The organism is Bradyrhizobium sp. 4, assembly GCF_023100905.1.
In the GTDB taxonomy this organism is placed as follows: Bacteria; Pseudomonadota; Alphaproteobacteria; order Rhizobiales; family Xanthobacteraceae; genus Bradyrhizobium.
Genome location: NZ_CP064686.1, coordinates 1,402,826 through 1,428,531 on the forward strand (window position 1 = coordinate 1,402,826; position 25,706 = coordinate 1,428,531).

The 25,706-nt window shown below is 59.5% G+C and carries 14 protein-coding genes and 4 pseudogenes; 11 read left to right on the forward strand and 7 right to left on the reverse strand.

Annotated features, from left to right (window positions below; all coding sequences use genetic code 11):
• Window positions 1-234: 234 nt before the first annotated feature.
• Window positions 235-1,101 carry an electron transfer flavoprotein subunit beta/FixA family protein gene (locus IVB45_RS06530; RefSeq protein WP_247363260.1) on the forward strand — a complete coding sequence of 289 codons (867 nt, stop codon included), beginning with the start codon at window positions 235-237 and terminating at the stop codon, window positions 1,099-1,101.
• Window positions 1,102-1,577: 476 nt separating this feature from the next.
• On the opposite strand, the gene IVB45_RS06535 is transcribed toward IVB45_RS06530, so the two are convergent.
• The 4 genes from IVB45_RS06535 to gmd all read right to left on the reverse strand — a co-directional run bounded on the left by IVB45_RS06535 (window position 1,578) and on the right by gmd (window position 7,709).
• A complete protein-coding gene (locus IVB45_RS06535) occupies window positions 1,578-2,927 on the reverse strand; it encodes an MFS transporter (protein ID WP_247363258.1) in 1,350 nt (449 codons plus the stop codon).
• A gap of 693 nt (window positions 2,928-3,620) precedes the next feature.
• The gene (gene glmS / locus IVB45_RS06540) at window positions 3,621-5,447 is read right to left on the reverse strand and encodes a glutamine--fructose-6-phosphate transaminase (isomerizing) (protein WP_247363257.1); all 1,827 of its coding nucleotides are present in this window, start codon (window positions 5,445-5,447) and stop codon (window positions 3,621-3,623) included.
• 218 nt (window positions 5,448-5,665) lie between these two features.
• Window positions 5,666-6,643: a GDP-L-fucose synthase gene (locus IVB45_RS06545; RefSeq protein ID WP_275992371.1), complete on the reverse strand. Its 978-nt coding sequence runs from the start codon at window positions 6,641-6,643 to the stop codon at window positions 5,666-5,668.
• The gene (gmd, locus tag IVB45_RS06550; protein WP_247363256.1) at window positions 6,624-7,709 is read right to left on the reverse strand and encodes a GDP-mannose 4,6-dehydratase; all 1,086 of its coding nucleotides are present in this window, start codon (window positions 7,707-7,709) and stop codon (window positions 6,624-6,626) included. The genes IVB45_RS06545 and gmd overlap by 20 nt, the downstream gene beginning before the upstream one ends.
• 5,803 nt (window positions 7,710-13,512) lie before the next feature.
• Here gmd and bioB point away from each other — a divergent pair.
• The 9 genes and pseudogenes from bioB (at window position 13,513) to IVB45_RS06595 (ending at window position 20,999) form a co-directional block, all read left to right on the forward strand.
• Window positions 13,513-14,497, forward strand: a pseudogene (gene bioB, locus IVB45_RS06555) (biotin synthase BioB).
• A 50-nt stretch (window positions 14,498-14,547) separates the two neighbouring features.
• Entirely contained in the window at window positions 14,548-14,901 is a 354-nt protein-coding gene (gene panD, locus IVB45_RS06560; protein WP_247363255.1) for an aspartate 1-decarboxylase, read from the forward strand.
• Window positions 14,902-14,988: 87 nt separating this feature from the next.
• Window positions 14,989-16,143, forward strand: a complete 1,155-nt coding sequence (locus tag IVB45_RS06565; protein WP_247363254.1) for an 8-amino-7-oxononanoate synthase — start codon at window positions 14,989-14,991, stop codon at window positions 16,141-16,143.
• Window positions 16,140-16,772, forward strand: coding sequence for a dethiobiotin synthase (gene bioD, locus IVB45_RS06570; protein WP_247340049.1), 633 nt, complete (start codon window positions 16,140-16,142; stop codon window positions 16,770-16,772). Before IVB45_RS06565 ends, bioD begins: the two co-directional genes overlap by 4 nt.
• Window positions 16,769-17,920: pseudogene (locus IVB45_RS06575) on the forward strand (adenosylmethionine--8-amino-7-oxononanoate transaminase); the annotation flags it as partial. The gene bioD and the pseudogene IVB45_RS06575, both read left to right, overlap by 4 nt.
• A gap of 92 nt (window positions 17,921-18,012) precedes the next feature.
• Window positions 18,013-18,435 carry a transposase gene (locus IVB45_RS06580; protein ID WP_247807605.1) on the forward strand — a complete coding sequence of 141 codons (423 nt, stop codon included), beginning with the start codon at window positions 18,013-18,015 and terminating at the stop codon, window positions 18,433-18,435.
• Window positions 18,429-18,783 (forward strand): annotated as a pseudogene (tnpB, locus tag IVB45_RS06585) (IS66 family insertion sequence element accessory protein TnpB). The gene IVB45_RS06580 and the pseudogene tnpB (IVB45_RS06585) overlap by 7 nt, the downstream one beginning before the upstream one ends.
• Window positions 18,784-18,834: 51 nt before the next feature.
• Window positions 18,835-20,400 carry an IS66 family transposase gene (locus tag IVB45_RS06590; RefSeq protein ID WP_247478075.1) on the forward strand — a complete coding sequence of 522 codons (1,566 nt, stop codon included), beginning with the start codon at window positions 18,835-18,837 and terminating at the stop codon, window positions 20,398-20,400.
• Window positions 20,397-20,999: a plasmid pRiA4b ORF-3 family protein gene (locus IVB45_RS06595; RefSeq protein WP_247807606.1), complete on the forward strand. Its 603-nt coding sequence runs from the start codon at window positions 20,397-20,399 to the stop codon at window positions 20,997-20,999. The genes IVB45_RS06590 and IVB45_RS06595 overlap by 4 nt, the downstream gene beginning before the upstream one ends.
• A gap of 395 nt (window positions 21,000-21,394) precedes the next feature.
• On the opposite strand, the gene IVB45_RS06600 is transcribed toward IVB45_RS06595, so the two are convergent.
• The 3 genes from IVB45_RS06600 to IVB45_RS06610 form a co-directional block, all read right to left on the reverse strand.
• Complete coding sequence (locus IVB45_RS06600) at window positions 21,395-22,984, reverse strand: IS66 family transposase (RefSeq protein ID WP_247807607.1); 1,590 nt, start codon at window positions 22,982-22,984, stop codon at window positions 21,395-21,397.
• Between the two features lie 69 nt (window positions 22,985-23,053).
• Window positions 23,054-23,407: an IS66 family insertion sequence element accessory protein TnpB gene (gene tnpB, locus IVB45_RS06605; protein ID WP_007601228.1), complete on the reverse strand. Its 354-nt coding sequence runs from the start codon at window positions 23,405-23,407 to the stop codon at window positions 23,054-23,056.
• Window positions 23,404-23,826, reverse strand: a complete 423-nt coding sequence (locus IVB45_RS06610; protein WP_247290870.1) for a transposase — start codon at window positions 23,824-23,826, stop codon at window positions 23,404-23,406. Before IVB45_RS06610 ends, tnpB (IVB45_RS06605) begins: the two co-directional genes overlap by 4 nt.
• 684 nt (window positions 23,827-24,510) lie before the next feature.
• Between IVB45_RS06610 and panB the strand changes: the two are divergent.
• Window positions 24,511-25,403, forward strand: a pseudogene (gene panB / locus IVB45_RS06615) (3-methyl-2-oxobutanoate hydroxymethyltransferase).
• The last annotated feature ends 303 nt before the right edge of the window (window positions 25,404-25,706 follow it).

Below are 25,706 nucleotides of genomic sequence, written 5' to 3' on the forward strand. Positions count from 1 at the left end.
GTATTCGCCCTATGAGAAATGATTAGGTGTCGAACCAGCGCAAGATCGCGGCCGGGCCGTTTATGGCGCGACTCAGATGAGAGAGATCACGTCCCGCTTTACGCAGCTCGTCGCAGTCCCAACGGTCTCACCGTCAATCGCCAGCCGTTGCATTCGTCACTCATCGGCGAAGTGCCTGGGTGGTATGACAGTTGCTATTCGTGGGGAGCCTGCTCAACATCTTAGGAGAAGCATATGCACAGCATCGTCTGCATCAAACAGGTCCCCGACTCCGCACAAATCCGCGTGCATCCTGTCACGAATACGATCATGCGGCAGGGCGTGCCGACGATCATCAACCCATATGATCTGTTCGCACTGGAAGCTGCGCTCGAGCTACGAGACAAGTTCGGCGGTGAAATCACTGTTCTGACAATGGGGCCGCCGTCGGCCGAAGAATCTCTTCGAAAGGCGCTGACATTCGGTGCCGATCGTGCTGTCCTGCTCACCGATCGTAGTTTCGCAGGCTCTGATACGCTGGCGACGAGTTACGCTCTGGCGTGCGCGATTCGCAATATCGGCAAGGAATATGGCCCACCAGACGTCATATTCACTGGCAAGCAGACTATCGACGGCGATACGGCGCAGGTGGGACCTGGCATTGCAAAGAGGCTCGGGGTCCAGCAGCTTACGTATGTTTCAACAATCAAAGCGTTGGACTTCAAAGAACGCACGATCGATGCGGAACGGCGCTGCGAAGGAGGAGTCCAGGTGCTGCGTTCCAAGCTTCCTTGTCTCATCAGCATGTTAGAGGCAAGCAATCAAATTCGCCGCGGTGCAATGATCGACGCCCTGCGTGCGGCCCGTGCCTCCGTCGTAAAATGGAGCGCTCAAACTGCCGGCGTGGATGACATGGCCAAATGCGGTCTGAGGGGGTCGCCGACAGTCGTCAAGCGTGTCTTCGCGCCCTCCGCACGAGCGGAGAAGGCGACGTGGGTGGAAGCGGCCGAGCAGCCGGCGCAAGCGTTGATCGACGCCATGTTCAAGCGCAACCCTACGCTCGAGACGGAGCTCGCACAGCTTGCGCGCGGTACCTCATCCGCCCAAACTAACGGTGCGTGAAGTCGCCGCTGATCGAGCGGAGCCAGCGACGGCCCGGGTCGTGGTCATGCATTGGCCCGACGCTCGGTGCACCAGGCACGATTCAAGCTTTTCGACCGCTAGCTGAGAATTGGCGAGCTGCGATACACCTTCTTCCTATGCAATGTCGAGCCGTATCGGGACGAGCCGTCGCTGATGCTGAGTCGGAATGGCTGAGCACTAACGCAACGCTCGATGCGTTGTGTGGTCGAGCGGCGCGACTCGCACTTTTCGGTTAGGTGAAAAACGAGCAGAGCTCGCGCGAGGGAGATACATCCCTCGCGCGAGCTCCACGTGCGCTGCCATGCAAACTTAACGGGCACGTCTTGAGGCTGCATGAATTCCGCAGTGGCCCGCGGCCCGCCGAGTGGCACGCGGACTACCGAGATCACCGCAAGGACCGCCACGCACCCCGCTCAGTTCAGTCTTGGACGTGAAGGTCCCCCGTGGGCGCGCTGCTAACGTGTGGTAAATTGCGCGCTTACGGCCCCGTTAGACCCCTCGGGTCGCGACAGCTTCGCAACTCTGTTGGTGTTTCCTGGATAAATCCTGAGCGCGGCGATAATGCCGAGCAAAGCTGCAAACATCAACCAGAAACCCGGCGAAGCCTTGTCGTCGGTCCGATCGATCAGCCAAGTCGATGCCAGCGGCGTAAAGGTACCAAAGAGAGCTGCGGCGAGTGCGAAGGCTAAAGAAAAGCAGGTTGTGCGAACGTGCTTCGGCACGATTTCGACCAAAGCGCCCAACATGGCGCCGCTGTAGGTGCCAAAATAGAACGAGAACATCATCTCCACTACCACCATCTTGCCAAAGCTTGGGTCGGTCACAAGCCAAGACAACGCCGGATATACAGTCACCAAGGCAAGGCCAGCAATGGTCAGCAAGACCGGCTTCCGACCGATTCTATCAGAGATCGCGCCGCCGATTGGGTTCCAGATGAAGTTCGTCACGGCGACCAAAAGCGTCACCAAGAGCGTGTTCTGCGAGGACAGCTGCAATACGTGCTTGCCGAACGTAGGCGTGTACACTGTGACGAAATAGAAGGTCGTGGTCGTCAGCATTGCGATCATCATGCCAAGAATGACAATGCGCCAGTTCGCAACTGTGGAGGCAAAGACCTCGCGGGCCGTTGGGTGGGTCTTCATGACCAGAAACTCCGGAGTTTCCTCCAGCGTCCGGCGCAGGACGAAGATAAGCGGAACGATCAGGCAGCCAAGGAAGAATGGGATCCGCCAGCCCCAGGCGGCAACCATTTCGGCCGGAAGTGCTTCGCTCAAAAAATATCCGATAAGAGCCGCGACAAAGATCGCAACCTGCTGGCTCGAGGACTGAAACGATGTGTAAAAGCCGCGGTTACCCGGGGTGGCAATCTCGGAGAGGTAGACGGAAACGCCGCCAACCTCAACGCCCGCAGAAAAGCCCTGCAACAGCCGTCCGAACAGCACGATCGCGGGTGCGGCAATGCCGATCGTTGCATAGCCGGGACAAAAGGCGATGATGACGGTGCCAATAGCCATAATCGAAAGCGTGATGATCAGGCCTTGCCGACGGCCAATCTGGTCAATATAGGCTCCAAGCACAATCGCGCCAACAGGTCGCATCAAAGCCCCCAGCCAGAACACACCGAAGGTGTTAAGCAGTGAAGCGGTTTCGCTTCCTGATGGAAAGAACGCGTTTCCGATGGCACTGGCGTAGAACCCGAACAAGAAGAAGTCGAACTGCTCGAGGAAGTTGCCGCTCGTCGCACGTAAGATGGCGCCAATGCGCGGTTTGGCCTTTGACGCTTGCGCGATGGACGCTGGTGACATGGCGAGTTTCCTCTCGGTTTGAAATGGCCGGTTCCGGAGAAAATCTCACGCCAGCCGAGTGCAGTTTCATGGCCGCGAATCTGCCATAAGGGCACTATCGACCAACCCGTAAGCGCCTGACGTTTCCGGCATATTTTCGGCAATTGCCGCAAACTCGCACAGTTTTTCGGGCGTTATTCCGCTCGCGTCGCAGGAGTGACTCTCAACCTATTGAAACCTCGGGCAATTCTCGGTGGAAAGGTTGTTGTCTGTGGCGTGGCCGAATTCCTCATTGAGCGCACCGACATGCAATGAAAAGCAAGGACGAGATGCATGGCATAGAGCGGCAGGGAAGAGCTGCCGTGAGATGTCTGCTAGAACAGCTCGCGAGCCTGCGATTGGAGCCGAGGTGCGTTAGCATCTCACCCGATGTCCAGCGATTTGGCCTCGAGTTGCTCAACTTAACCTGAGGTTTACGGAAAAGATTTGGTGAGCGTGCTGGTGATCGAGCCCGTCCGATAGCGCCGGTCGCCATGCTCGGGCAAGTGCCACGTTGTCCTTCGAAGGAGCCCTCGCTTACGGAGGGCTATGAACCGCCGCGAAACCATGCGGTGGCATCGGGCCAGCGGCTGGGCGGCACATCGTAATTCGATCTGACCGAGGCTTGTGCGCATTCGGAATCTGACCACGATGTCCAGGTCGCATCAGCTTGCCTTACTCGACAGTTACCGATTTCGCGAGATTTCGGGGTTGGTCGACGTCCGTGCCCATCAGGATGGCCGTGTGGTAGGCCAGAAGCTGCACCGGAATCGCATAAACAATGGACGTGAACGTCGTATCCATCTCCGGCATCACAATCGTCGCGAGTGAATCCATGGATACCTCTGCGGCTCCCCGAGCGTCCGTTATCAAGATAATCTTGCCGCCGCGTGCGGCGACCTCCTGCATGTTCGAGATGGTCTTTTCGAACACCCGGTCGCAGGGAGCAATGACGATTACGGGAACGCTCTCGTCGATCAAGGCGATCGGACCGTGCTTGAGCTCTCCGGCCGCATAGCCCTCGGCGTGAATATAGGAGATCTCCTTCAGCTTCAGCGCCCCCTCCAGGGCCAATGGAAACGACGTGCCGCGACCAAGATATAGCACGTCACGCGATTTGGCGATGTCGCGTGCGAGTTTCTCGATCTGCGGCTCGCCGGCAAGCGCCGCGGTAACAAGCCGTGGGATTTCGATCAGCGCTCGCACGAGATCGACCTCGTCGCTATCCGGCAATTCACCGCGCGCCTTGCCAGCAGCGACCGCAAGCGCCGCAAGGACGACCAGCTGGCATGTGAACGCCTTGGTCGAGGCAACGCCGATTTCAGGTCCGGCGAGCGTCTGCAACACTGTCCCGCTTTCGCGCGCAATGGTCGAACTCAGTACGTTCACGACCGAGAGGGTATGCAGGCCTTGCGATTTGGCATAGCGGAGCGCGGCCAGCGTATCGGCCGTCTCGCCGGACTGCGAGATGAAGATAGCAAGATCTCCCTTGCGCATCGGCGCCTCACGATACCGAAATTCGGAGGCGACATCGAGCTCGACCGGAATACGAGCCAGCCGCTCGAACCAGTACTTGCCGACATGGCCGGCGTAGCCTGCCGTACCGCAAGCCGTGATCGAGATATGTCCGATCTCGTTGAAGTCGAACGGAAGCTCCTGCGGCAGTGCCACGCTCTCGGTGGCGATATCGACGTAACGCGCCAGCGTCTGCCCGATCACCTCTGGCTGTTCGTGGATTTCCTTCGCCATGAAGTGGCGGTAGTTTGCTTTGTCGACGAGAACCGACGACGCGCCAGATTTCATCACCTCGCGGCGGACAACTGTGCCTTGTGCGTCGTAGACCACGCTGAAGTTGCGGTTGAGCACAGCCCAATCGCCGTCCTCAAGGTAGGTGATCAAGCCGGTAAGGGGCGCGAGCGCGATAGCATCCGATCCGAGATACATTTCGCCTTCTCCATGTCCGATCGCGAGTGGTGAGCCCTTGCGCGCACCGATCATGAGGTCGTGTTGACCCTTGAACAGGATTGCAAGCGCAAACGCGCCGACTAGCCGCGGCAGCGACGCTTTTACTGCCTCCTGCGGCGAGCAGCCATCTTTCAGATAAAAGTCGATGAGATGCGTCACCACCTCGGTGTCTGTTTCAGAGGCGAAATAGGCGCCATGCTGTTTTAGCTCCGCTCGCAGTTCGCGGAAGTTCTCAATTATGCCGTTATGGACGACTGCAACATTGTCCGTTGCATGGGGATGAGCATTGTGCTCCGTCGGCTTGCCGTGAGTAGCCCAGCGCGTGTGCCCAATCCCGACATGGCCTGAGAGCGGATGGCAGCGAACGCGTGTCTCAAGGTTCCTCAGCTTGCCCTCGGCGCGTCGAAGCTCGATATGGTTTCCTTTGAGCGTTCCGATGCCCGCTGAGTCATAGCCACGATATTCCAGTCGCTTCAGTGAATCGATCAGACGATCCGCGACCGGACCGCGCCCCAAGATGCCGACAATTCCGCACATTTAGTCAGTTTACCTCAAGTTCAAAACAGAGCGTCCCGCAAGGCGCGCCTGACCAATTCGCTCGCTTTAGTTATCCGCCAATCTAGCCGTGCCTGCCCTCCATCGGGCACGCGGCACCCGGAGGTGCTCGAGCTCCAAGAAAACGTGGAGCCCTGTCGAATTCGCCGGGAGATCCTAAAGCAACTGTCTGGCAATCGCACAATGAGCGCCGTCAGCAGTTAGCAGCTGCATGAGGCTCTCGTTTTGTCCGATGTACCCGATACGGCCAAGAAGGCCCGGTAGGTCTGGCGCATTCCATCTACAAGCCATGTCCTCGCGCGCCAGCCGAGGCTTGCGAGACGGCTGACGTCGAGCAGCTTGCGCGGAGTGCCATCGGGGCGCGACGTGTCGAAGGCAATCTCGCCGCTGTAGCCAACGACCTCGGCGACGACACGGGCGAACTCGGCGATGGTGATGTCCTCGCCTGTGCCGATATTGATCAGCTCCGGTCCCGAATAGCTCTTCATCAGGTGCACGCAGGCATCCGCCATGTCGTCAACATAAAGGAACTCGCGCCGTGGCGTGCCGGTGCCCCACACGGCGACACTCTTTGCGCCCGCGACCTTCGCCTCGTGGAAGCGGCGGATCAGCGCGGCAACGACATGGCTCAATTCGGGATGATAATTGTCGCCGGGGCCGTAGAGATTGGTGGGCATCACGCTGATGAAGTCGCTGCCATACTGGCTGCGATAGGCTTCCGCCATCTTGATGCCGGCGATCTTGGCGATCGCATAGGGCTCGTTGGTCGGCTCCAGCGGGCCTGATAGCACCGAGACCTCGCGCAGCGGCTGTGGGGCTAGCTTCGGATAGATGCAGGACGAGCCCAAAAACATCAGCTTTTCGGCGCCGTTTTGATGCGCGGCCTGGATCACGTTCGCAGCAATCGTGATGTTGTCGTAGATGAACTCGGCCCGCAGCGTGTCGTTGGCGACGATGCCGCCGACTTTTGCGGCGGCGAGGAAGATCACCTGCGGCCGCGTTTTCGCGAACCATTCGAACACGCCCGTCTGGTTGCAGAGATCGACCTCGCGCCGGTCGACCGTGACGAGCTGCACGTCCTCCCGCGCGAGCCGGCGCGCAATCGCGCTGCCGACCATACCGCGATGGCCGGCGACGTAGACGCTTTTGCCCTTCAGCTCAAACGGTGCGCTTGCCATGGGCCGCCTCCCGCTTTGCTTCCGCCAGATCGCTTGCCATCATCTCCTCGACGAGCTGGGCGAACGTGTGCTTCGGCTTCCAGCCGAGCACCTGATGCGCCTTGCTGGCGTCGCCGACGAGGAGATCGACCTCGGTGGGGCGGAAATAGGTCGGATCGATCTTCACCACCGTCTTGCCGCTCGTCTCATCGACGCCGGTCTCCTCGACCCCTGCTCCACGCCATGCAATGCGGCGGCCGAGCTGGGCGAACGATAGCTCGACCATCTCGCGCACCGAGTGCATCTCGCCGGTGGCGAGCACGAAATCGTCGGGCTTGTCGGCTTGCAGGATCTTGTGCATGCCCTCGACGTAATCGCGCGCGTGGCCCCAGTCGCGCTTGGCTTCGAGATTGCCGAGATAGAGCGTCTCCTCCAGCCCGACCTCGATACGGGCGACAGCGCGCGTGATCTTGCGGGTCACAAATGTCTCGCCGCGGATCGGGCTCTCGTGGTTGAACAGGATGCCGTTGCTGGCGAACATGCCATAGGCTTCGCGGTAGTTCACCGTGATCCAGTAGCCGTAGAGTTTTGCCACGCCGTAGGGCGAGCGCGGATAGAACGGCGTGGTCTCCTTCTGCGGGATCTCCCGGACGAGGCCGTAGAGCTCGGAGGTCGAGGCCTGGTAGAACCGCGTCTCCTTCTCCATGCCGAGGATGCGGATCGCTTCCAGCAGCCGCAGCACGCCGATCCCATCGGCATTGGCGGTGTATTCGGGACTCTCGAAGCTGACCGCGACGTGGCTTTGGGCGGCCAGATTGTAGATCTCGGTCGGCCGGATCTGCTGCACCAGCCGGATCAGATTGGTCGAGTCCGTCATGTCGCCGTAGTGCATCAGGAACGGCACGTCCCCGAGATGCGGGTCCTGATAGAGATGGTCGACCCGCGCAGTGTTGAACGAGGACGAGCGCCGCTTGATGCCGTGCACGACATAGCCGAGCGACAGCAGATATTCGGCCAGATAGGCGCCGTCCTGTCCAGTCACGCCGGTGATTAGAGCGACCCGCCGTTTGCTCTCTTGGTTTGACAAATCGTTGCTCTGCGCAGGCTAATGTCGGTCCCCGATCGACGACGTCAATCGCGTCTGGCCTCTTCGAAATGCGCAAGCGTCACGCTCTCGAACGGCCGAGTTCTGGACTCTGTATAGGCATTGCATCAAGCGCTCAACTGTACGGAGGTAACCTTCCACATCGAAAGGGTTTTGAAGGACTATACGAAAGTTTGTAGTCCGGAAGATTCCGTTCGGCCTTCGTCAGGCGTTTCTCGGCGTGGGCGCGACCAATGAAATTGCGGCGCGGATGGGAGGTAAGCAGACCCGTTTGGCCGAGAAGCGTTCCACAGTCCGTTCGTGGTCAACTCGCACGTTGAGCCAGCGAGTTTCCCTCATTTCGTGTCCTTGCCTAAGAGTTTTCCAATCTTGCTGTTCATCCAGTGCAACCGCGAGCAAGCCGGCCAAACAAAGCATTGAAATTCGTTCTCTGTCGCGCAGTACTTATCATCGTCGATCATTTCTGGACAATCAAGTTGGTGATCTGGCAAGCAAAAGTGAAGGCGCGCATACTGCCTCCGTGCTGTTTGAGTTCACAGAAAAACGCTGGATGAATGAGGCCAGTGCTATATGGGACCTCAAGGGGGTTATCGCGACGATTAGTGTGCCCTGCGCCCCCGAAGGGCGAATTCAGTAGCGAAAGGCATCTGGCGGTTCATTGCTCGCGAGTGGCCACGGAATCAACAACAATGGTGCGTTTAGCGGGCGGACGATATGGCTCACAAGGTCAGTGCTCGGTTCGGCGACCATTCCGCCGGGGGTGTTTTCCGCGCTCGCAAGCATGTCTTCGGGCCGGCCGTAGTATGACCAGGCAAAGCCCGCATGTGGGTGAATTAAGCCGCCTCGAGCACGTGCCGCTGCCATTGAAACCGGCGGTTTGCTGGTCCCGAGCGCCCCTTCTCTTGTCGGCAAAGTCCGGTTCTTGAGCAAGCATTCTGCGGATAGCAGCCTGAGCTGACGGATCAACTGCGTTCTACCTTAACTATCACACTTGATTTGCAGCCCCTCGGCAGAAGGAAGTCGGATGAGCTGCTCGTCGAGAGTGGAGAGGTCGAGCCGGGTCATTAAACCAAGTGCCCCCGCTCGAATGCGCCGAAAGCAGCGTAAGCTTTAGAGGCGCGTCTCGAAATAAATCGCCGGATTATCGGGTTCGAACGCGGTGTTTCCCTCAATCATGGTGCCGAGATCAATCTTCAGTCCCTCGCGGGTATAAACTTCCACATCATCTCTTCCAAGGCGCTCACATGAGCTTCTCCATAATCGCTCGTCAGGTCCTGATGGGCCTCATTGCCGGATCGGCGTTCGGCTCTTGGGCAATCGTCAGGCCTGCACCTCGAGCAGATCCAGCTCGCGGATCTATCGGCAGCTCTCTTGCTCCCGCGATGACCGCTGCCCATGCCTAGCACTTGCGCGGACTCGTCTCGCGTTGTTCATCTAGTCTGCTTTCGTTCAACGAGGCTGCGTCCGTCCGACCATGGCATGACGTGCATTCGGGAATAGTGATAAGCGCACCACGATGACAGCTTTTGGCGAGGCGCCGTCACAACGGGGGCGCCGCACATATACGCGGCTCCCGGATCGCCATTCTTGAAACCAACAATGGCCCGGCATTGGCCCTCACAGTGATCGACGAGCAAGACCCTGTTGGATCCATCGGGTCCTCTCACATGACCGCTCCGGGATACCGCATCGATCTCGCGGCGGCTGGTTTGGAACTCAGTGCCCGCAAACGTCTTGCGTAGCCTCCAAGGCTGGATTGGTCCTTCTTACATGTGGGCGATCTTGTCTTCATAGGGCCGGCGATTGCGTGGACAGGACAGAAAGTGCGTTCTTCGGCTGAGCGCGATCCTCAGCCGCCTTGGCAGAAGACCTCTCATCGCAAGCGGTCGGCCTGCTCCGCTGGAAGCGGCCGAACATTGGTGCTCCCTAGCTGTGCACTCTACAATCTGACGCTACGTATGATTCAATCCCCCTCCGAGCTTATCGCGTGAATATGTCGAACCCGTATTCGTTGCCAGGAGCCAGCCGCAGACGAGCAGGGCGGGAGGCGCTTCACCAAGGCAGTTGGCTTTGGGTATCAATCGTCTGCGGAAGGCGCAGCTCAGGTCCGCTCGAGTGTGCGCGCATAGCTACCCCCAGCTGTGAGGCTGCTCGTCGGTGGCCACGAGTGATCAAGCGAATCAATCAAGCTTACTTGAATATGTGGATAGGAGGTGCCTTGGCGACGGAAACGATCGCCCATGGCTGGAATGCTCTGGCGAGTCTGTGCAAATTGGCTTTGTCTATCCAGCCGAGCTCTCCCGCTGTCACCATCGTAATGGGGCTGCTTCCCGGGAGTTGTCGGTGCCGCGGCGGCTGAGAAGATTGGAAACGAGATCAATCGGCAGCCCGTTAACCTGGTCAAAGAGCCAAGCTCCCGTCAGGTAACCCAACAGTGACTTCGCCGTTCTAGATAACCTTGAACTATGGACGACCTCGAAAGGCGTCGTCAGGTGCAGGCCACACCGGGTTGATCATCGCGGGTTCGATATTTGTGGGAAGATTTGCCGAGCGTCACGTTGGAAGTCTAAGCGGAACTCAGCCCTGGTCCCATTGAGAGCATCGCGGCTCGAGTCCAGATTGGCGCGTTTGCTACAAGCGCGTTGGTATTGAAGACTTGCTACGCCGACTACTCCAGGTCGGCCGGGGGAAAGACCGCGGTTTCGGAGGCAAATGGCTGTTGGAACGAGCGGCGCAGTTGGCCATGCTCTCTGATGGATGGGCGGGGCCTTATAGCGGGCGCCGATCGGCGTCCTCCCATTCATCTTGAGGCGCGAGCGATTGTTAGGCCGGCATTCTCCAGCACATCCAAAATCGTTTCAGCTACCGCCCGCGGATCTCGCTCGTCCTCTTTGCTAACGTTACAGGCCAAGGTAACTGCGATGATCGCGTGCGCTGTTTTGCGCTGGAGGCAATCGTATTCGGCATACTCACCGCAAGTATTGCAGTTGATCACTGGTCGGCCGCTCCAGGGATCGTGCATTGCGATCTCGCACCAGTTATCTGTGTGACATTTCGGACAGAGCATAGATCGAGATTTCCTTGTGGTCTGACCTCGCGCGCTCCAAGGCCATCAGTTGAACGGCCGCTTGCTAGCCAAAGCTGTAGAAGTCATTGCTACTCCGAAGGCCGTGTTGCCCGTCTTTGGATACGAAAAACGTCATGGACGCGGCGGCGGAGGCAATCCAGGCACCCGAGGGCGGCTTCGGCATGAGCGACCAGTCGACGCATCTCTGGCGAGAATGCTGGCAACGGTGTATGCCTGGAGCTACCTGTTTTGGCGTAAGCAAGCTATTGCAGGTTCGCCGCGGCCGCATCACGGCTACGTAAGATGAGTATGGCCTCCAACTTCCATTCCACTCTGAGCTGCGAGGCCCCGATCTCCAGACGTCGACCTTCTGCGTGAGCACTCTGTCAAATCGGGCAACCGCAACGCGAGGATGCTGCTGCATCTTAGAATCCGGTTCCCCTCCTGGCTTCGTCGCCACACGTGCAATGATTCGCCGAGGCGACTTCACTGCGGCGCCAGGGACAAGGCGGGCGTTCTGCAATCTGGGCGCCAAATGACACACTCGAAATTGTGTCGCCCGGAAGCTGTTCTACGGCCAACCACGCTCGCCAGCTGTAAGAGACCCTACAATCTGACGCTACGTACGATTCAAGCCCTAATGTCTAGAGTCGCGCATTCGCGCCCTTTGCCGCGCTTGCTGCGAGCGGGTTGTCGCATCTCAGACATCAACAGAGCGGTCGGCAGATAACGGCAAATGAGGTGCTTTTGCGAAAGCCAACCTACGGGATCTTACGTAGGGCATGTGTCGCATTTTCTTGATCTAAAAATTGCATCGTCTTCCGCATGAAGGAAAAAAAGCTGTTCTCAGACGCCAAACATTGGAGAAGCCGTGCTGAAGCGACCCGAAGAAAAGCGGAGTCGCTCGAGGACGACACATCCAGATGCAGGCTCCTCAAGGTCGCTGAAGAATATGATAAGCTGGCTCGCCTCGCGGAGGGGCGGCAAAGAAATGAGCTTGACGGGCAGTTCTGATCGCCACCGGGCGGACGGTTGCACCGATCGTCAACGCCTTGTGACCCCGGCGCGGGTGTCTCTCCGTTGGAGCTCACAGCCCGTTAGCTGAACTGCGAAACTGCGTCATGCCGTAAGGCCAATGAGCTAGGCTGCTGAACGAGTGCGGTCCGCGCGTCCGAGCCTCTGACCATGAATCCATTCTGAGTCGCGGGGCCGGCCACATAGATGACGCATTGACGGTGTCTCAGGCGGCAAGCCGGCTAACCGCTAGACATGAGAAGGATGAGATGAAAGCCCACCGTCAGGTCGTCGAATCAAAAGCCTCTCGCTCGATGAACTGGCGAGGCATTGGCGTCGCGCTTTGCATCATGTGCTGAAGCCAGGACTTTTGTTTGGGTGACAAAGTAGCCGGTTCGCCGGATCATGCCACGCGAATTGGCTTCCGCCGCCATTTTGGCGTGAGGCGTTTCAGTCGAATTCTGGCACCTTGCACCAAGCACTGCTGAGCTCAACGCCATACATTGCGGACATGTTCAGGCGAAGAGGCGAGCAGAAGCTCCTGCTGGAACGGCTTGCCAAGACGGGCCATCATAGATCTCTGCGCAGATTGTCTGCATGAGGCCGGGTTCGCAACGAAGGCGCGAATGACAAGAAAATTGAAGAGACGATCAGATGTCGAAAGACAAACCCAAGAGAACTCCCCGGTGAACGATGCGGATAGAACCGATGTTCTTCATCCAAGTAGGTTCGGTGCAGATGATCAGCGGTAGCTGGGGCTGCCCATGCCGGGGTGCCAGCCGTTCGATGTGCGACTCGGACAAGACGAGTGGTGCCGGATGCAACTCTATCGGCCAAAAGGAGGACGCATGAGGAGGCACAGTGTAGAAAGACTGGAAGCGGGGCGCGTTCGCGAGGGCCAATTCGCCACTGCACCAGGGTCTGGCCCTTCTGGTCTCTTCTTCGTGCAGGGGCCTTGTGGCTGCCAACTCAAGATCATCGGCTTGATCCGTCCGGGATGGGAGCATGTCTCAGTGTCGACGCCACGGCGATCTCCAAACTGGGAGGAGATGTGCCTCGCTAAAGATATGTTTTGGGATGAAGAGGAATGCGTGATGCAGCTGCATCCTCCTCATTCGCAGTATGTGAACAATAGTCGCTATTGCCTGCATCTCTGGAGGCCGACCCGTCAGGTCATTCCGATGCCTCCGGCAGCCTTCGTGGGCATCGTCGGGCTCGGGCCGTCTGAAGCGGCAACTCTGTTTGCGCAGATGAGTGCGACACCTTAGCGGATCTCGCCCCGCCGATGCCAAGTCGCGCGGTGGCGACATAATCGAGAGTCCCGCGGAGTTGCTCACCACAGCGCTCGCAGAGTCGGCTCGTCGAGGCCGCCGTTTATTGTGCGGAATGTGACGCGCATAACAACACCGTTGAGGATTCAGCCAGGTGAGCAGATCCGTCGCTCCGTTATACAAGGCGCGCGGCCAAATACATTTGCATCGGAAGAGGCTCCTACGGGGCGCAACTACCGGACGCACCGCCTAGTTACCTGAGTGAGGCGCGCCTGCGGGGAAATCCGGCATGAGGGGGCGGCGATTAGCCTGATATGAGCGCCATGCCCGCGCAACTCGGCGATATTTCTCGTTCAATACAGGGCAAGAGTGTTGCTTTGCGGAGCTACGCACGACCTTGTCGTCTGTACAGAGCGAAAATCTTGGGGGTGCTGTGGAAGTCGAAGGCAATAGCGGCCGCAACGGCGCGCCGGTCCGTCGCGACTGGGAACGTGCCGAGGCGGAAGGGGTTTACGTGCAGCCAATTGCCGAGCTCCTATTTCAGGCCCAGACCGTTCATCGCGGTAATTTTGACCCAAACCACGTCGAAACCGCAAGCCTAACTCAGCATCAAGACCGGCGGCTGTCCTGAAGACTGCGCCTACTGCGCACAGAGCGTGCATTACGACACTGGCCTGAAGGCGACTCGCTTGATGGATCGCGCTGATGTGGTCGCCACCGCGCAGCGCGCCAAGGCGGCCGGGGCGAGTCGCTTCTGCATGGCCGCGGCGTGGCGCAGTCCAAAGGACCGCGACCTCGATAAGGTCTGCGACATGATTGCCGCCGTTAAACGTGTTGGGATGGAGACGTGCGTAACGCTCGGCATGCTCACGCCAAAGTAAGCCGCACGGCTCGCCGACGCCGGCCTCGACTTCTACAATCATCACGTGGACACTTCACCGGAGTTCTACCGCAGCATCATCACTACCCGGGCCTTGCAAGATCGGATCGACACTCTTACGCGTGTGCGCGAGGTGGGGGTCAAAGTCTGCTGCGGCGGCATTATTGGCATAGGTGAGCACGTCGATGACCGTCTCGGCATGCTGGTACTACTCGCCAATCTTCCCAACCATCCGGAAAGTGTACCGATCAACCTGTGGAACGAGGTGAATGGGGTGCCGGTGAAGGTCACGGCGGAGCGTCCCAATCCGATTGCACTGGTGCGCCTGGTGGCGACCGCGCGGATCATGATGCCCAAGAGCGTCGTACGATTGGCCGCCGGGCGCCAGTACATGAGTGATGAACTCCAAGCCCTATGTTTCTTGGCGGGTGCGAACTCCATCGTTTTCGGCGATGTGTTGCTGACTACCAAAAACCCGCAACTTGACGGTGATGTAAGTTTGTTAGCACGGCTCGGCATTACGTCTGGACTCGCTTAAGCCATCAGAACAACGGCGCGCTGCGCGCAAGCCACTAGCGTAGGTAAGAAATGCAGATTGTCTTGATGAAGGGAAAGATTCATTGCGCCTGGGTAACTGAATCCGACCTGCACTTTGAAGGCTCGATCTCGATTGATCGCGCACTTTTGGACGCGGCCGGCATCCTGATTAACGAACGCGTCGAACTCTACAACCTCGAGACGGGGGCACGCTTTGCAACGTTTGTGACAGAAGCGCCGCAAGGGTCCGGCACGGTAGACGTGAACGGTGCGGCGGTGCGATTGGCGATGCCCGGCGATAGGATAAGCATCGTTGCATGCGCCTCAGTTGACGAGGGGGAGGCAAGAATCTTCAGGCCGCGCATTGTGCTGGTTGACCGACAAAATCGCATCGTGCCGATTTGAATCCAACAAGCTAACCGCCGTAAAGACCCCGTCGTTGGCGGCCAGTTGGGAGTTTTGCGGCGTCGATCCTTGCTCAGCGAGTGAAGAATGAATTCCATCATTGCGGGTAAAGCCGCCAGCTATGCGGCAGGCTTAGATGCGCTCAAACACGAGAACCGCCTGCGGAGTCTCAAGCCGCGCACCGGGATTGACTTTTCATCCAACGATTATCTGGCCCTGGCGAGCGCGCCGCGCATGAAAAAAGCGATCGTCACCGCGCTTGAAGCCGGTACTCCGATCGGAGCCGGCGGATCACGGCTTCTGCGCGGCAACTGCGAGGAGCACGAATGCCTCGAAGCAGCAGCGGCGCGGTTCTTCGGCGCGCAGACCGCGCTCTTCTTCGGCGGTGGTTATGTTGCAAATTTTGCGGTGCTGACAACGTTGCCGCAACGGGATGACCTGCTCGTCCTTGATTCCCTGGTTCACGCCAGCATTCACGAAGGAGCACGAACTGGCCGAGCCGCGTTTCGAATCACCGCCCATAACGACCCGCAGTTTATCGAAAGCGCAATTTGCGACTGGCGTGCCGCGGGCGGAGCGGGGCAGGTCTGGATCGTAGTCGAGAGCCTCTACAGCATGGATGGCGATTTCGCACCGCTTGAGGACCTGCTCGCGATCGCGGACCGGCACGATGCGTTCTTGGTTGTGGATGAAGCTCATGCCACCGGCGTTTACGGCGAGCAGGGGCGAGGGCTCACAGGGCCGTTTGAAGGACGCGAAAATCTCCTGGTTATTCATACCTGCGGTAAGGCGCTGGGAGCTGCCGGCGCGCTTGTCACCGCCTCTGGCGTGCTGCGCGACTTCATAATCAATCGCTGTCGCCCGTTTATCTTCGCGACCGCCCCCTCGCCGTTAATGGCGGTGGCCGTACGGGAGGCTCTGTTGATCCTGCAGGAGGAACCGGAGCGCCGACAGCGGCTGGCGAAGCTTGTCGCGTTCACGCATCAGGAGATGGTTGCGCGAGGCGAGAGAAGTCCTTCGAACTTGCAGATCCTGCCCTACATCGTTGGCGAGAATGCCCGCGCCATGAGGCTAGCGTCCGCGCTACAGGCTCGCGGATTTGACATCCGAGGAATCAGACCGCTAACGGTGCCGGCCGGCACGGCCCGTTTACGAATTTCACTGACGCTCAACGTCGGAGAGGATGAGGTGCGTGCGATGCTCGATGCCCTCGCTGAGGAGACGAGGGGCGGATCTCGATGAGCCAGCGGATCGTGGTGACCGGCACAGATACAGGGATCGGCAAATCTGTCTTTTCGGCAGGCCTTGCCCATCTTCTCGGCGCGAATTATTGGAAACCAATTCAGGCCGGTGTTGAAGGAGAGACCGATAGCGAGCAGGTCGCACGACTGAGCGGTCTTCCGGCCGATCGGATCGTTCCGGAGCGTTACCGCCTTAAAACGTCCGCCTCGCCGCACCATGCCGCCGAAATAGACGGAATTCGCATCGACCCCGATTCGCTCGTCCTGCCGCATACCGGGGAGCGACCGCTCGTCATCGAAGGCGCTGGCGGGCTGATGGTGCCGCTGAATTCTAGTGCACTCTACATCGACATCTTCGAGCGGTGGCGACTTCCTGTTGTGCTTTGCGCGCGCACGCTACTCGGGACCATCAATCACTCCCTGCTCTCGATAGAGGCCTTACGAAAGCGCCAGATCGACATTCTTGGGATCGCATTCATCGGGGAAAGAAATTCGGAGACTGAGAGCGCAATTTGTGACATCGCGCGGGTGCGTTGGTTAGGACGGCTGCCCTGGATTTCTCCTTTGACGGCAGAGAGCCTACAGGCTGTCTTCAAAGGCTCGTTTATTCCCGGCGATTTCACGCCATGAAGCCAAACAAGAGGTGGCCAATTTGGCATCCATTCACGCAGCATGCTCTTCACAACGAGATGACCAAGGTTGTGCGTGGCGATGGTGCTTATCTCTACACTGCGGATGACAATCGAATCATAGATGCAATCTCATCCTGTTGGGTCGTCACTCACGGCCATTGCCATCCGCAGATCGTGAGCGCGATTCAGGAACAGCCCGGCAAGCTGAACCAAATCATTTTCGCCGGCTACACGCATGATCCGGCTGAGGAGGTCGCTCGGCTCCTTTTGAAACTCACACCCCAAGGCTTGGACCACGTGTTCTACTCGGACAGCGGGTCAGCCAGCGTGGAAGTCGCCTTGAAGATGGCACTCGGTTATTGGCATAGGCGAAGAGCGAACACGCATCGTTGTCATGCAGCACTCCTATCACGGGGACACGTTCGGCGCGATGTCAGTTGGTGCCCGCGGTGTCTTCAACGCGGCGTACGGATCTCTCCTGTTCGACGTCACCTCAATCCCGTTCCCTGCGAGCGGTCGTGAGCGGGCGACGCTCGATGCGCTTGAGTCAGCATGTCGGAACGAAAATCCCGCAGCCTTTATTGTCGAGCCTCTGGTGTTAGGGGCAGGCGGAATGCTGATGTACCCAGCTTGGGTGCTAAGAGAGATGAAGCGGATCTGCGAGGCGTCGGACGTTCTGTTCATTGCCGATGAGGTCATGACGGGCTGGGGCCGCACCGGAACAATCTTCGCCTGTGAGCAGGCCAATGTTGTGCCAAATATAGCGTGCTATTCCAAGGGTCTCACGGGAGGGGCGCTACCGCTCGCGGTGACACTCTGCCGGGCAGAGATTTTCGATGCCCATCATTCAAAAGACCGTACCCGCACATTCTTGCACTCGAGTTCGTATACGGCAAATCCGGTGGCCTGTGCCGCCGCCAAAGCTAACCTGGATCTGTGGAAAGGCCAGGAATGTCACCGGCGCATCGCTGCGGTCGCAACCATGCAAGAGCAGGCAATTGAAGGATTCCGCGCCGATCCGCGCTTTGCAAACGTTCGCATAGCGGCACCATCACAGCACTCGACCTGAAGACGAGAGGTACCGGCTATCTGGCAGGCGTCGGCCCGAGGCTTCACGCCTTCTTTAACGACCGCAATCTCTTGCTGCATCGTAAGCGGGGCTGCGAGGCCCACCAGATTGTTTGTGCGTAGACCTGTGAGCGCCGCTAGAAGAGTCATCTTCTGCAAGGGTGCTCACAATGGACGACCATTCGGACGACATAAGACGACCGTTGTCACCGCGCATAGAAGTGTACGCCGGCGGCGGCCGGAAACAGTGGCCAGATGATTTGAAGGCGCAGATTGTCGCGGACAGTCTCGAGCCGGGCGCGATCGTAACAGATGTCGCACGTCGCCATGGCTGCCGGCCCCAGCAGGTGCATGACTGGCGGCGCCGGGCGCGTTTGGGTCAATTGGTGCTGCCAGCTGCGGCGGGTGCACTGTCGTTTGTGCCGTTGGTGTCGGAATCGTCGCCATCGGCGGCTGCAGCTCCCTCCGGATCGCCGGAAGCAGCCGTTGTGACGGTTGAGCTCCAGGGGGCACGAGTTGAGGTGCGAGGGACGCCTGGACTTGCCGTGCTGAGTGATGTGTTTGTTGCGTTGCGCCGGACACGTTCATGCTGACGGCTCCCGCTGGCCTCATGATTTACGTTGCGACCCGACCTGTAGACTTCAGGAAGGGCGCGGATGGTCTGGCGCTGTTGGCGAAGGAGACGCTGGGCCACGATCCGATGAAGGGCGTGGCGGTGGTCTTCCGTGCGAAGCGCGCTGATCGGGTGAAGATCGTGGTCTGGGATGGTAGTGGCCTCGTGCTGTATTGGAAGCGGCTTGAGGGCAGCGCCTTCAAGTGGCCGCCGGTCGTTGACGGCGTCATGCGAATGAACGCCGCGCAGTTGTTCCGCGCTTCTGGCCGGCATGGATTGGACACGCATGCATGCGCCTCGAATCCCGCAGCCGAAAGCGCTTGCGTAGGACATAAAATCTTCGCTGCATCGGGGCGCGAAGCATGGCAGACTCGGGCCAATGAGTGATTTGCCTGATGAACTGCCGAGCGATCCAGCCGAGTTGCGTGCCTTTGCCGCGGCTCTGCTGGATCGCTGCGCCAGGCTCGAGCGGTTGCTCAAGCTTGCAAAAGACGCGCAGTTCGGTCGATCGTCGGAAAAGCTTGACGCTGATCAGCTCCAGCTTATTCTGGAGGATATTGATCAGGCTGTCGCGGCTCTCGAAGCAGCCGAGGACCGCGCCAATCCCAAAACACGCGAGAAGAGAGCTGCCGAGCGCAGGGCCAATCGTGGCAAGCTGCCGGAGCATTTGCCGCGCATCATCGAGACCCTGATGCCCGCTGCAACCTGCTGCCCGTGCTGCGCAGGCGACCTTTTTGAGATCGGTCACGATGAGAGCCAGAGGCTGGACGTCGTACCGGCGCAGTATCGCGTTATCGTCACCCGCCGCCCCAAACTGGCCTGCCGCGCCTGTCACGGCGTCGTCCTCCAGCATGCTGCTCCCGAGCGATTGATCAGGGGAGGACTGCCGACCGAGCGGCTCGTCGCGCATGTGATCGATGCCAAGTATCATTGGCATTTGCCGCTTTACCGCCAGACGCAGATGCTGGCGACGCACGGTATTGCCATCGACCGTTCCACGCTCGCCTTCTGGGTCGGCTATGCGGCCCAGGAATTGAAGCCCTTGTGGCATCGTCTGCGCCAGCTTCTGCTCGCCTCTCCGAAGCTCTGTGTCGATGAGACCCCGGCGCCGGTGCTGGATCCCGGGCGCGGCAGGACCAAAACCGGCTACTTCTGGGCGCTGTCGCGCGATGACAGGCCTTGGGCCGGGCCTGATCCGCCCGGCGTGGTCTATGCCTATGCACCAGGCCGCGGCGCCGTTCATGGCTTGCGACTGCTCGAAGGCTATCGCGGCATCATCCACTGCGACGGCTATCAGGCTTACAAGACCATGATGCGAGAGACGCGTGCGGACGCCTTGTCCGGGACGCTCGCATTCTGCTGGTCGCATCTCCGGCGCCAGTTTGTGAAGATCGAGCGCGAGGCTTCGCCGGCGCCGGCGCCGGTTGCCCGCGAGGCCCTCGAGCGCATCGCCCAGCTCTACGCGGTCGAGAAAGTCCTCCGTGGCCGATCTGACGCCGAGCGCCGCGCGGGCCGGCAGGCGCATGCCCGGCCGTTGGCTGCAGCCTTGAAGCAGTGGTTTGAGGCGAAGCTTGGTCACCTCGCGCAGAAGAGTGAGACGGCGAAAGCTTTACGCTATGCACTGCGTCATTGGGACGGCTTGACGCTCTACCTTGATGACGGGCGCATCGAAATGGACACCAACGCAGTCGAGCGTGCGATGCGGCCGATCAAGCTCAATGCCAAGAACGCCCTGTTCGCCGGGTGTGACGAGGGTGCTGAGAATTGGGCATTGCTGGCGTCGCTCATTGAGACCTGTAAGCTCAACGGCGTCAGCGCCGAGTATTGGCTTGCCGACGTTCTCGCAAAGCTCGTCAATGGCTGGCCGGCGGCACGGCTGGACGAACTGCTTCCCTGGGCATCCACCTATACGATGCATGCACAAGATCCGAGGCTTGCGGCATGAGCCTCAGCACGACCGCGGTCCGGATCAAAGTGACTCTCAAGGACGTGAAACCGGAGGTGATGCGATGCCTTGTCGTGCCGCTCACGCTGCGCCTTGATCGGCTGCATCTGACGCTTCAGGCGGCGTTTGGCTGGACGAATAGCCATCTCTTCGAGTTCTTCGCTGGTGAGGCACATTGGGGGATTCCCGACCCCGACAATGATTACGGCCACCAGCCCATGGATGCCCGTAAAGCGCGGCTTTGCGATATCGTTCGAGAGACTGGCGCCAAGACGATCCACTATCTCTATGACTTCGGCGACAGCTGGGACCATGTGATCAAGCTCGAAAAATGGTTCGACAACACCACGACGGAGGGCATGCCCTTCCTGCTCGAGGCCGCCGGTCGTTGTCCTCCGGAAGACGTCGGCGGTGCGCCAGGCTATGCCGAATACCTCGACGCCATCAGCGACCCTGCTCATCCGGAGCACGAACATATGCGCCGCTGGGGCCCAGAGCGGTTCGATCCCAACGTGATCGACCGGAAGGCCCTCGAGGCCGCCGTCGACGCGTTGTCCGACACATGGAAGCCGCGGCGCCGCGTCACGCGCTCAAAATAGACGTCAAGCGCCATTCAAAAGGGCCGCAGAGCTACGCTTACGCTGCATCCACTCGGTAATACGATTTATGTGATGCCGCCATATTGTGTAACAGTAGGTGACCTGGACGAAATTTATGCAGGCATCTGTGACGCTGCCGATACGCTGGCCTGAAGACGCGCGCGGTAGCGCAAGATGGAGGATCCTGAGCTGTCGTCGGCTTCCCGAACGACTTGAGAGAGCCTTGCCATAGACCTACGAAATGGGCGATTTTGACCTCGCATCTGCAATGTGGGTGCTGCCGGGCGAGCGAGATCGCGGGCTTCGCCGGCCACGGTGTCATCGCGCGTTCGGTTCAGTTCGATCGCGTCATCGCCATTGGTTGCGTGTTCATCTGTAAGCGCTTAGCCGCAACCCTATTGAGGCTGGCTTGACGTTTTGCGGAATCGCCACGGCATGAGGTCTTCGATGCGGCTATGGGGATGGCCGTCGATGATCGTCTCGAGTGTTTCGGCGATGTAGGCGGCCGGGTTGACGTCGTTGAGCTTGCAGGTGGCGACGATCGAGGCGAGCAAGGCCCAGTTTTCGGCTCCGACCTCATGACCGGCGAAGAGCGCATTTTTTCTGGTCAGGCAGACTGGCCGGATGGCGTTCTCGACAGGGTTGGTGTCGAGCTCGAGGCGCCCGTCTTCGAGGAAGCGGGTCAGACCTTGCCAGTGATTGAGCGCGTAGCGGATGTCCTCGGCGAGCGTCGAACCGCTGGAGATCATCGACAGCTGTTTTTCGAACCACGACTTCAACGCGGCTACCATTGGCAGCGAGTGCTCCTTGCGCGCGGCCAACCGTATGTTCGGCGATGCACCGCGCACCATGGCTTCGATGGCGTAAAGCTGTGCGATGTGCCGAATGGCGGCCTCGGCGATCGGCGATTTGCTATTGCGGGCCAATTTGACGAAGCGTCGGCGCAAGTGGCTCCAGCAATGCACGAGCGTCCAAGGCCCTTGCAGTCGAGCGACTTCGGTCAGTCGATCATAACCGTCATAGGCATCGCATTGCAGGAAGCGTCCGCCAAAGCCATCCAGGAACTGCTCAGCGAAGGCACCGCTGCGACTGGGGGCATATCGGAACAGCACGATCGGCGGACTTGGGCCGCTGTGGCCGCGGTCGTCTGAGGCAATCGCCCAGAAGTAGCCTTTCTTCGTTTGGCCGCGCCCCGGATCGAGTACCGGCGCCTTGGTCTCGTCCATGAACAGCCGATCCGCCGTGGCCAGGTGGTGGCGCATGTGTTCCGCGATGGGCTGAAGATGGAAGCAGGCGCGGCCGGACCAGTTGCCCAGTGTCGCCCGATCAAGCCGGATGCCCTGGCGCGCATAGATCTCGGCCTGACGGTAAAATGGCGTATGGTCGCCAAATTTGGAGACGATCACGTGCGCGATGGCCGCTTCGGTCGGCAGCCCGCCGGGCACGACGTGCTCCGGTGCGTGCGCCTGCACGACGGGGCCGGAGCAGCGGCGACAGATGTATTTTGGGCGGCGTGTGATCAGCACGCGCCATTGCGCCGGGATCACGTCGAGGCGCTGGCTGACGTCCTCGCCGATCTTCGTCATGGCGCCGCAACCGCACGGGCAAAGCGTACTCGCAGGCTCGATGATCCGTTCCACCCGCGGCAAATGGGCAGGCAGGCAGCCGCGATTGCGATGAGAACCTTGATCCGGCGCGCTCCGCGATCGGCCCTTGATCACAGCCTCGGCTCTCTCCTGCGCCGCGTCCAGGATGCCTTGCGCGATCTCCACGTCTTCCAGCGGCAAGTGATACTGATCTGGCCGCAGCTTCTCGGACTTCGCGCCGAACTTCTCGCGTCGCAATTCGCCGAGAATGACCTCCAACCGACGCCGCGCCTCTTCCGACGTCGCCAGCGCCGCCTGATGTTCGCTCAAGGCCGCCTGCGTTTGCGCCAAAAGCGCTTTCAATTGTTCATTTTCGTCGCGCAGCGCCGCGATGCTCATGCGCTATTTCGAGCACATCGCCGCCGCGCGTGCCACATTCAAAATAGCTTCCGAGTCATTCTGCCGCAGTTATCCAGCCGCCTGGGGACGCCGCGCTTCTTCCGGGCGGACCAACCTCCAATCCAGCCCCTCGAACAGGGCTGCGAACATCGCCGGCGATATCCGTATCACGCCGTCTGCGATCGTTGGCCAAACGAACTTGCAACCTTCAAGACGCTTGTGCACCAACACCAGACCCGTTCGATCCCAGACCAAAATCTTGATCCGGTCCGCTCGTTTCGATCGGAACACGAAGGCTGCGCCGCTGAACGGGTCGAGACGAAGCATCTCCTGCACCTTCGCCGCAAGCCCATCGTGGCCACAGCGGAAGTCGATCGGCCGCGTCGCGATGTAAATCTTCAGATCGGCACCGGCCGCGATCATCGTGACGCTCGCATCGCGCGGATCACACGGGACAGCTGCTCGCCATCTATGGCTGTGTCCGTCCGCAGCACGACATCGCCGATCGCGATCTCAAGCTTGATCGCCGGAACCTGACGCTCCTCCAACGCACCTTCCACGACTAGCGGCGCGAATGTCGGCTGCGATACCTCGCGCGGCGGCAACATGCCTCGCTGTCGAAACCGCCGCCGCCAATCGTAGATTTGCCAGCGCGTCGCTCCGTGCTTGCGCGCCACCTCGGACACCTGGGCACCGGGTAACAGACTCTCGGCGACGATCCGAGCTCTCTCAGCTTCCGAACGTACGCGGCGCCCCGATGGTCCTTCAAGAACCTCCAGCCGGCTCACCGATCCCCTCGTTGAGCCGTCCAAATGGACGTCCTTTTTGCTGTCCAATCCCATCCGAAACCTCCGTCCAAGCCGGAGGCTTCTTTCGCACGTTCATTCGAATTCTGAAGCAAGGGTATCGGCTTCGCGCTTACGGTTCATCTGTGTGGATGCCTGCGCGAACTTTGGTACAAAGTCATGAAGTTGTGCGTCCATTGGTGACAGTCTGTTGCGGAAGTGCCGCCGTTATCTCGATTAGAAGAGATCGCCTGGGCGGCAGGTCTTATCAAGCGTCTGCGGACGCGAAGATGCTGGACACGTCATCCGCATTCCGGAGTTTGCGGCGGCCGTGCGAGCGCTGGTACATCTTTCCTATCTCTCTCGCCTGGATCGCGGTCGTTTGCGGAGCCTGCAGTCCGCCGAAGCCGCGGCTCTAAGCGCCATAGCCCAACCTTGTCAGCAGCGAGAGGCAATAGACATTCCGCCTTAAGGAGCTGACAGCGGCTTTGACACGTAGATCGGAGCCTCCATAAGCACATCCACTGTCGCCGCTCGCGTGGGTCGCCCGCAGGCCGCCGTTTGACGCGCACATTGTTTGATGGCCGTTCCAAGAACCACCGCGCAGAGGACATCTTGAAAGATCTTGTTTGCTGACCGCGCGATCATTGGAAACTTCGTGCTTTCCAAGTTCTCGGTGACGCGCCTTTTCGGCCGGCAGATGCCTTTTGCTCTTCCAAGGGGAAGGCCATTTCCAGAGACATGCGGAGGCCGGATCAGATCGAACAGAGCCACATTTCGCAGCTGTCAGTTGAACGCGTCACGATTCCAGTTCTGCAATGATGCAAGGAGGAAAGGCACACCATCGTCATGACCACGGGTTATGATGCGGTGACGGCATGTATCGCCGATCCTGTCGTCGACGTCATTCTTGTCGGCGGTAGCGTCGGCAACGTATGCCTTGGGTTTGATGACACTTTACCCGTCAGAATGGGATGATGGATCACCACTTGGAGGCGGTCGCGCGAACAAGGCCTCGCGCCCTGCTTGTAGCTGACATGCCGTTTCTCAGCTTTCATATCAGTCCCGAGGACACGATACGCAACGCTCGAGATTTCCTGCAGCTTGGCACAGACGCAGTCAAGCTTCAGGGAGGGGGTAGGCGTGTCGAGATGATCCGAGCCTTGGTAGATTGCGAAACTCCCGTGATGGGTCATCTTGGTCTCACGCCACAAAGCGTCAACGCAATGGCTGGCTTCAAGGTACAAGGTCGAACCGCGGACGATGCCTTACGTCTGCTTGACGATGCGCACCAGCTGCAGCAGGCCGGATGCTTTGCTCTTGTCCTTGAAGGCATCCCGGGCGAGCTCGCCTGCGTGGGCGACTGAATCTCTGAGCATACCAACGATTGGTATCGGAGCGGGTCCAAGTTGCTCAGGTCAAGTTTTAGTGTTCCACGACGTGTTGGGGCGGCTCGCAGGAAGTCATCATCCCGAATTCGTGCGTGTCTATGTAGAGGACCGTCAGCTGCTGCAGGAGGGCTCTCGCGCTGGGCAGCTGATGTCCTTAACGCAGCATTCCCCGCGTCGCAGGAGTCATATCGTCTTCCGGACGGTTTGCGCGACTCGATCGTAAACTGGTCCAAGTCAAGGTAGTGCATGGGCAACTGCGGGCGGAGACGGAGATTCGAACGACTGGGACGTCTCGGATTCAGTACGGCACTCGAAGAAACATTTCGCCGAGTGTGATTGGATTACGTTCGATCGCTAGATCTGGGTCGAAACCCGGCGGCTAGAGGACTGGTACAGCGAAGCTCATCTCACGACTCTCGATTGAACAGACGGACGCAATGGGCTGAGTTCGCCGGTGCCATACAAACCTGAGCAATACACGCTTCGATGGGGTTGCTCTTATGCCGATCACCGGCTCGACCGGCGGCACGCCGTCGCCGTCGAACG

Coding starts and splice junctions, on each gene's coding strand:
- bioD (WP_247340049.1), top strand. CDS start 16,140: ATGAGCCAGCGGATCGTGGTGACCGGCACAGATACAGGGATCGGCAAA.
- IVB45_RS06590 (WP_247478075.1), top strand. CDS start 18,835: ATGAGTGATTTGCCTGATGAACTGCCGAGCGATCCAGCCGAGTTGCGT.
- IVB45_RS06565 (WP_247363254.1), top strand. CDS start 14,989: ATGAATTCCATCATTGCGGGTAAAGCCGCCAGCTATGCGGCAGGCTTA.
- IVB45_RS06610 (WP_247290870.1), bottom strand. CDS start 23,826: ATGGGATTGGACAGCAAAAAGGACGTCCATTTGGACGGCTCAACGAGG.
- IVB45_RS06530 (WP_247363260.1), top strand. CDS start 235: ATGCACAGCATCGTCTGCATCAAACAGGTCCCCGACTCCGCACAAATC.
- IVB45_RS06580 (WP_247807605.1), top strand. CDS start 18,013: ATGGACGACCATTCGGACGACATAAGACGACCGTTGTCACCGCGCATA.
- glmS (WP_247363257.1), bottom strand. CDS start 5,447: ATGTGCGGAATTGTCGGCATCTTGGGGCGCGGTCCGGTCGCGGATCGT.
- IVB45_RS06595 (WP_247807606.1), top strand. CDS start 20,397: ATGAGCCTCAGCACGACCGCGGTCCGGATCAAAGTGACTCTCAAGGAC.
- panD (WP_247363255.1), top strand. CDS start 14,548: ATGCAGATTGTCTTGATGAAGGGAAAGATTCATTGCGCCTGGGTAACT.
- IVB45_RS06545 (WP_275992371.1), bottom strand. CDS start 6,643: ATGGCAAGCGCACCGTTTGAGCTGAAGGGCAAAAGCGTCTACGTCGCC.
- IVB45_RS06600 (WP_247807607.1), bottom strand. CDS start 22,984: ATGAGCATCGCGGCGCTGCGCGACGAAAATGAACAATTGAAAGCGCTT.
- IVB45_RS06535 (WP_247363258.1), bottom strand. CDS start 2,927: ATGTCACCAGCGTCCATCGCGCAAGCGTCAAAGGCCAAACCGCGCATT.
- tnpB (WP_007601228.1), bottom strand. CDS start 23,407: ATGATCGCGGCCGGTGCCGATCTGAAGATTTACATCGCGACGCGGCCG.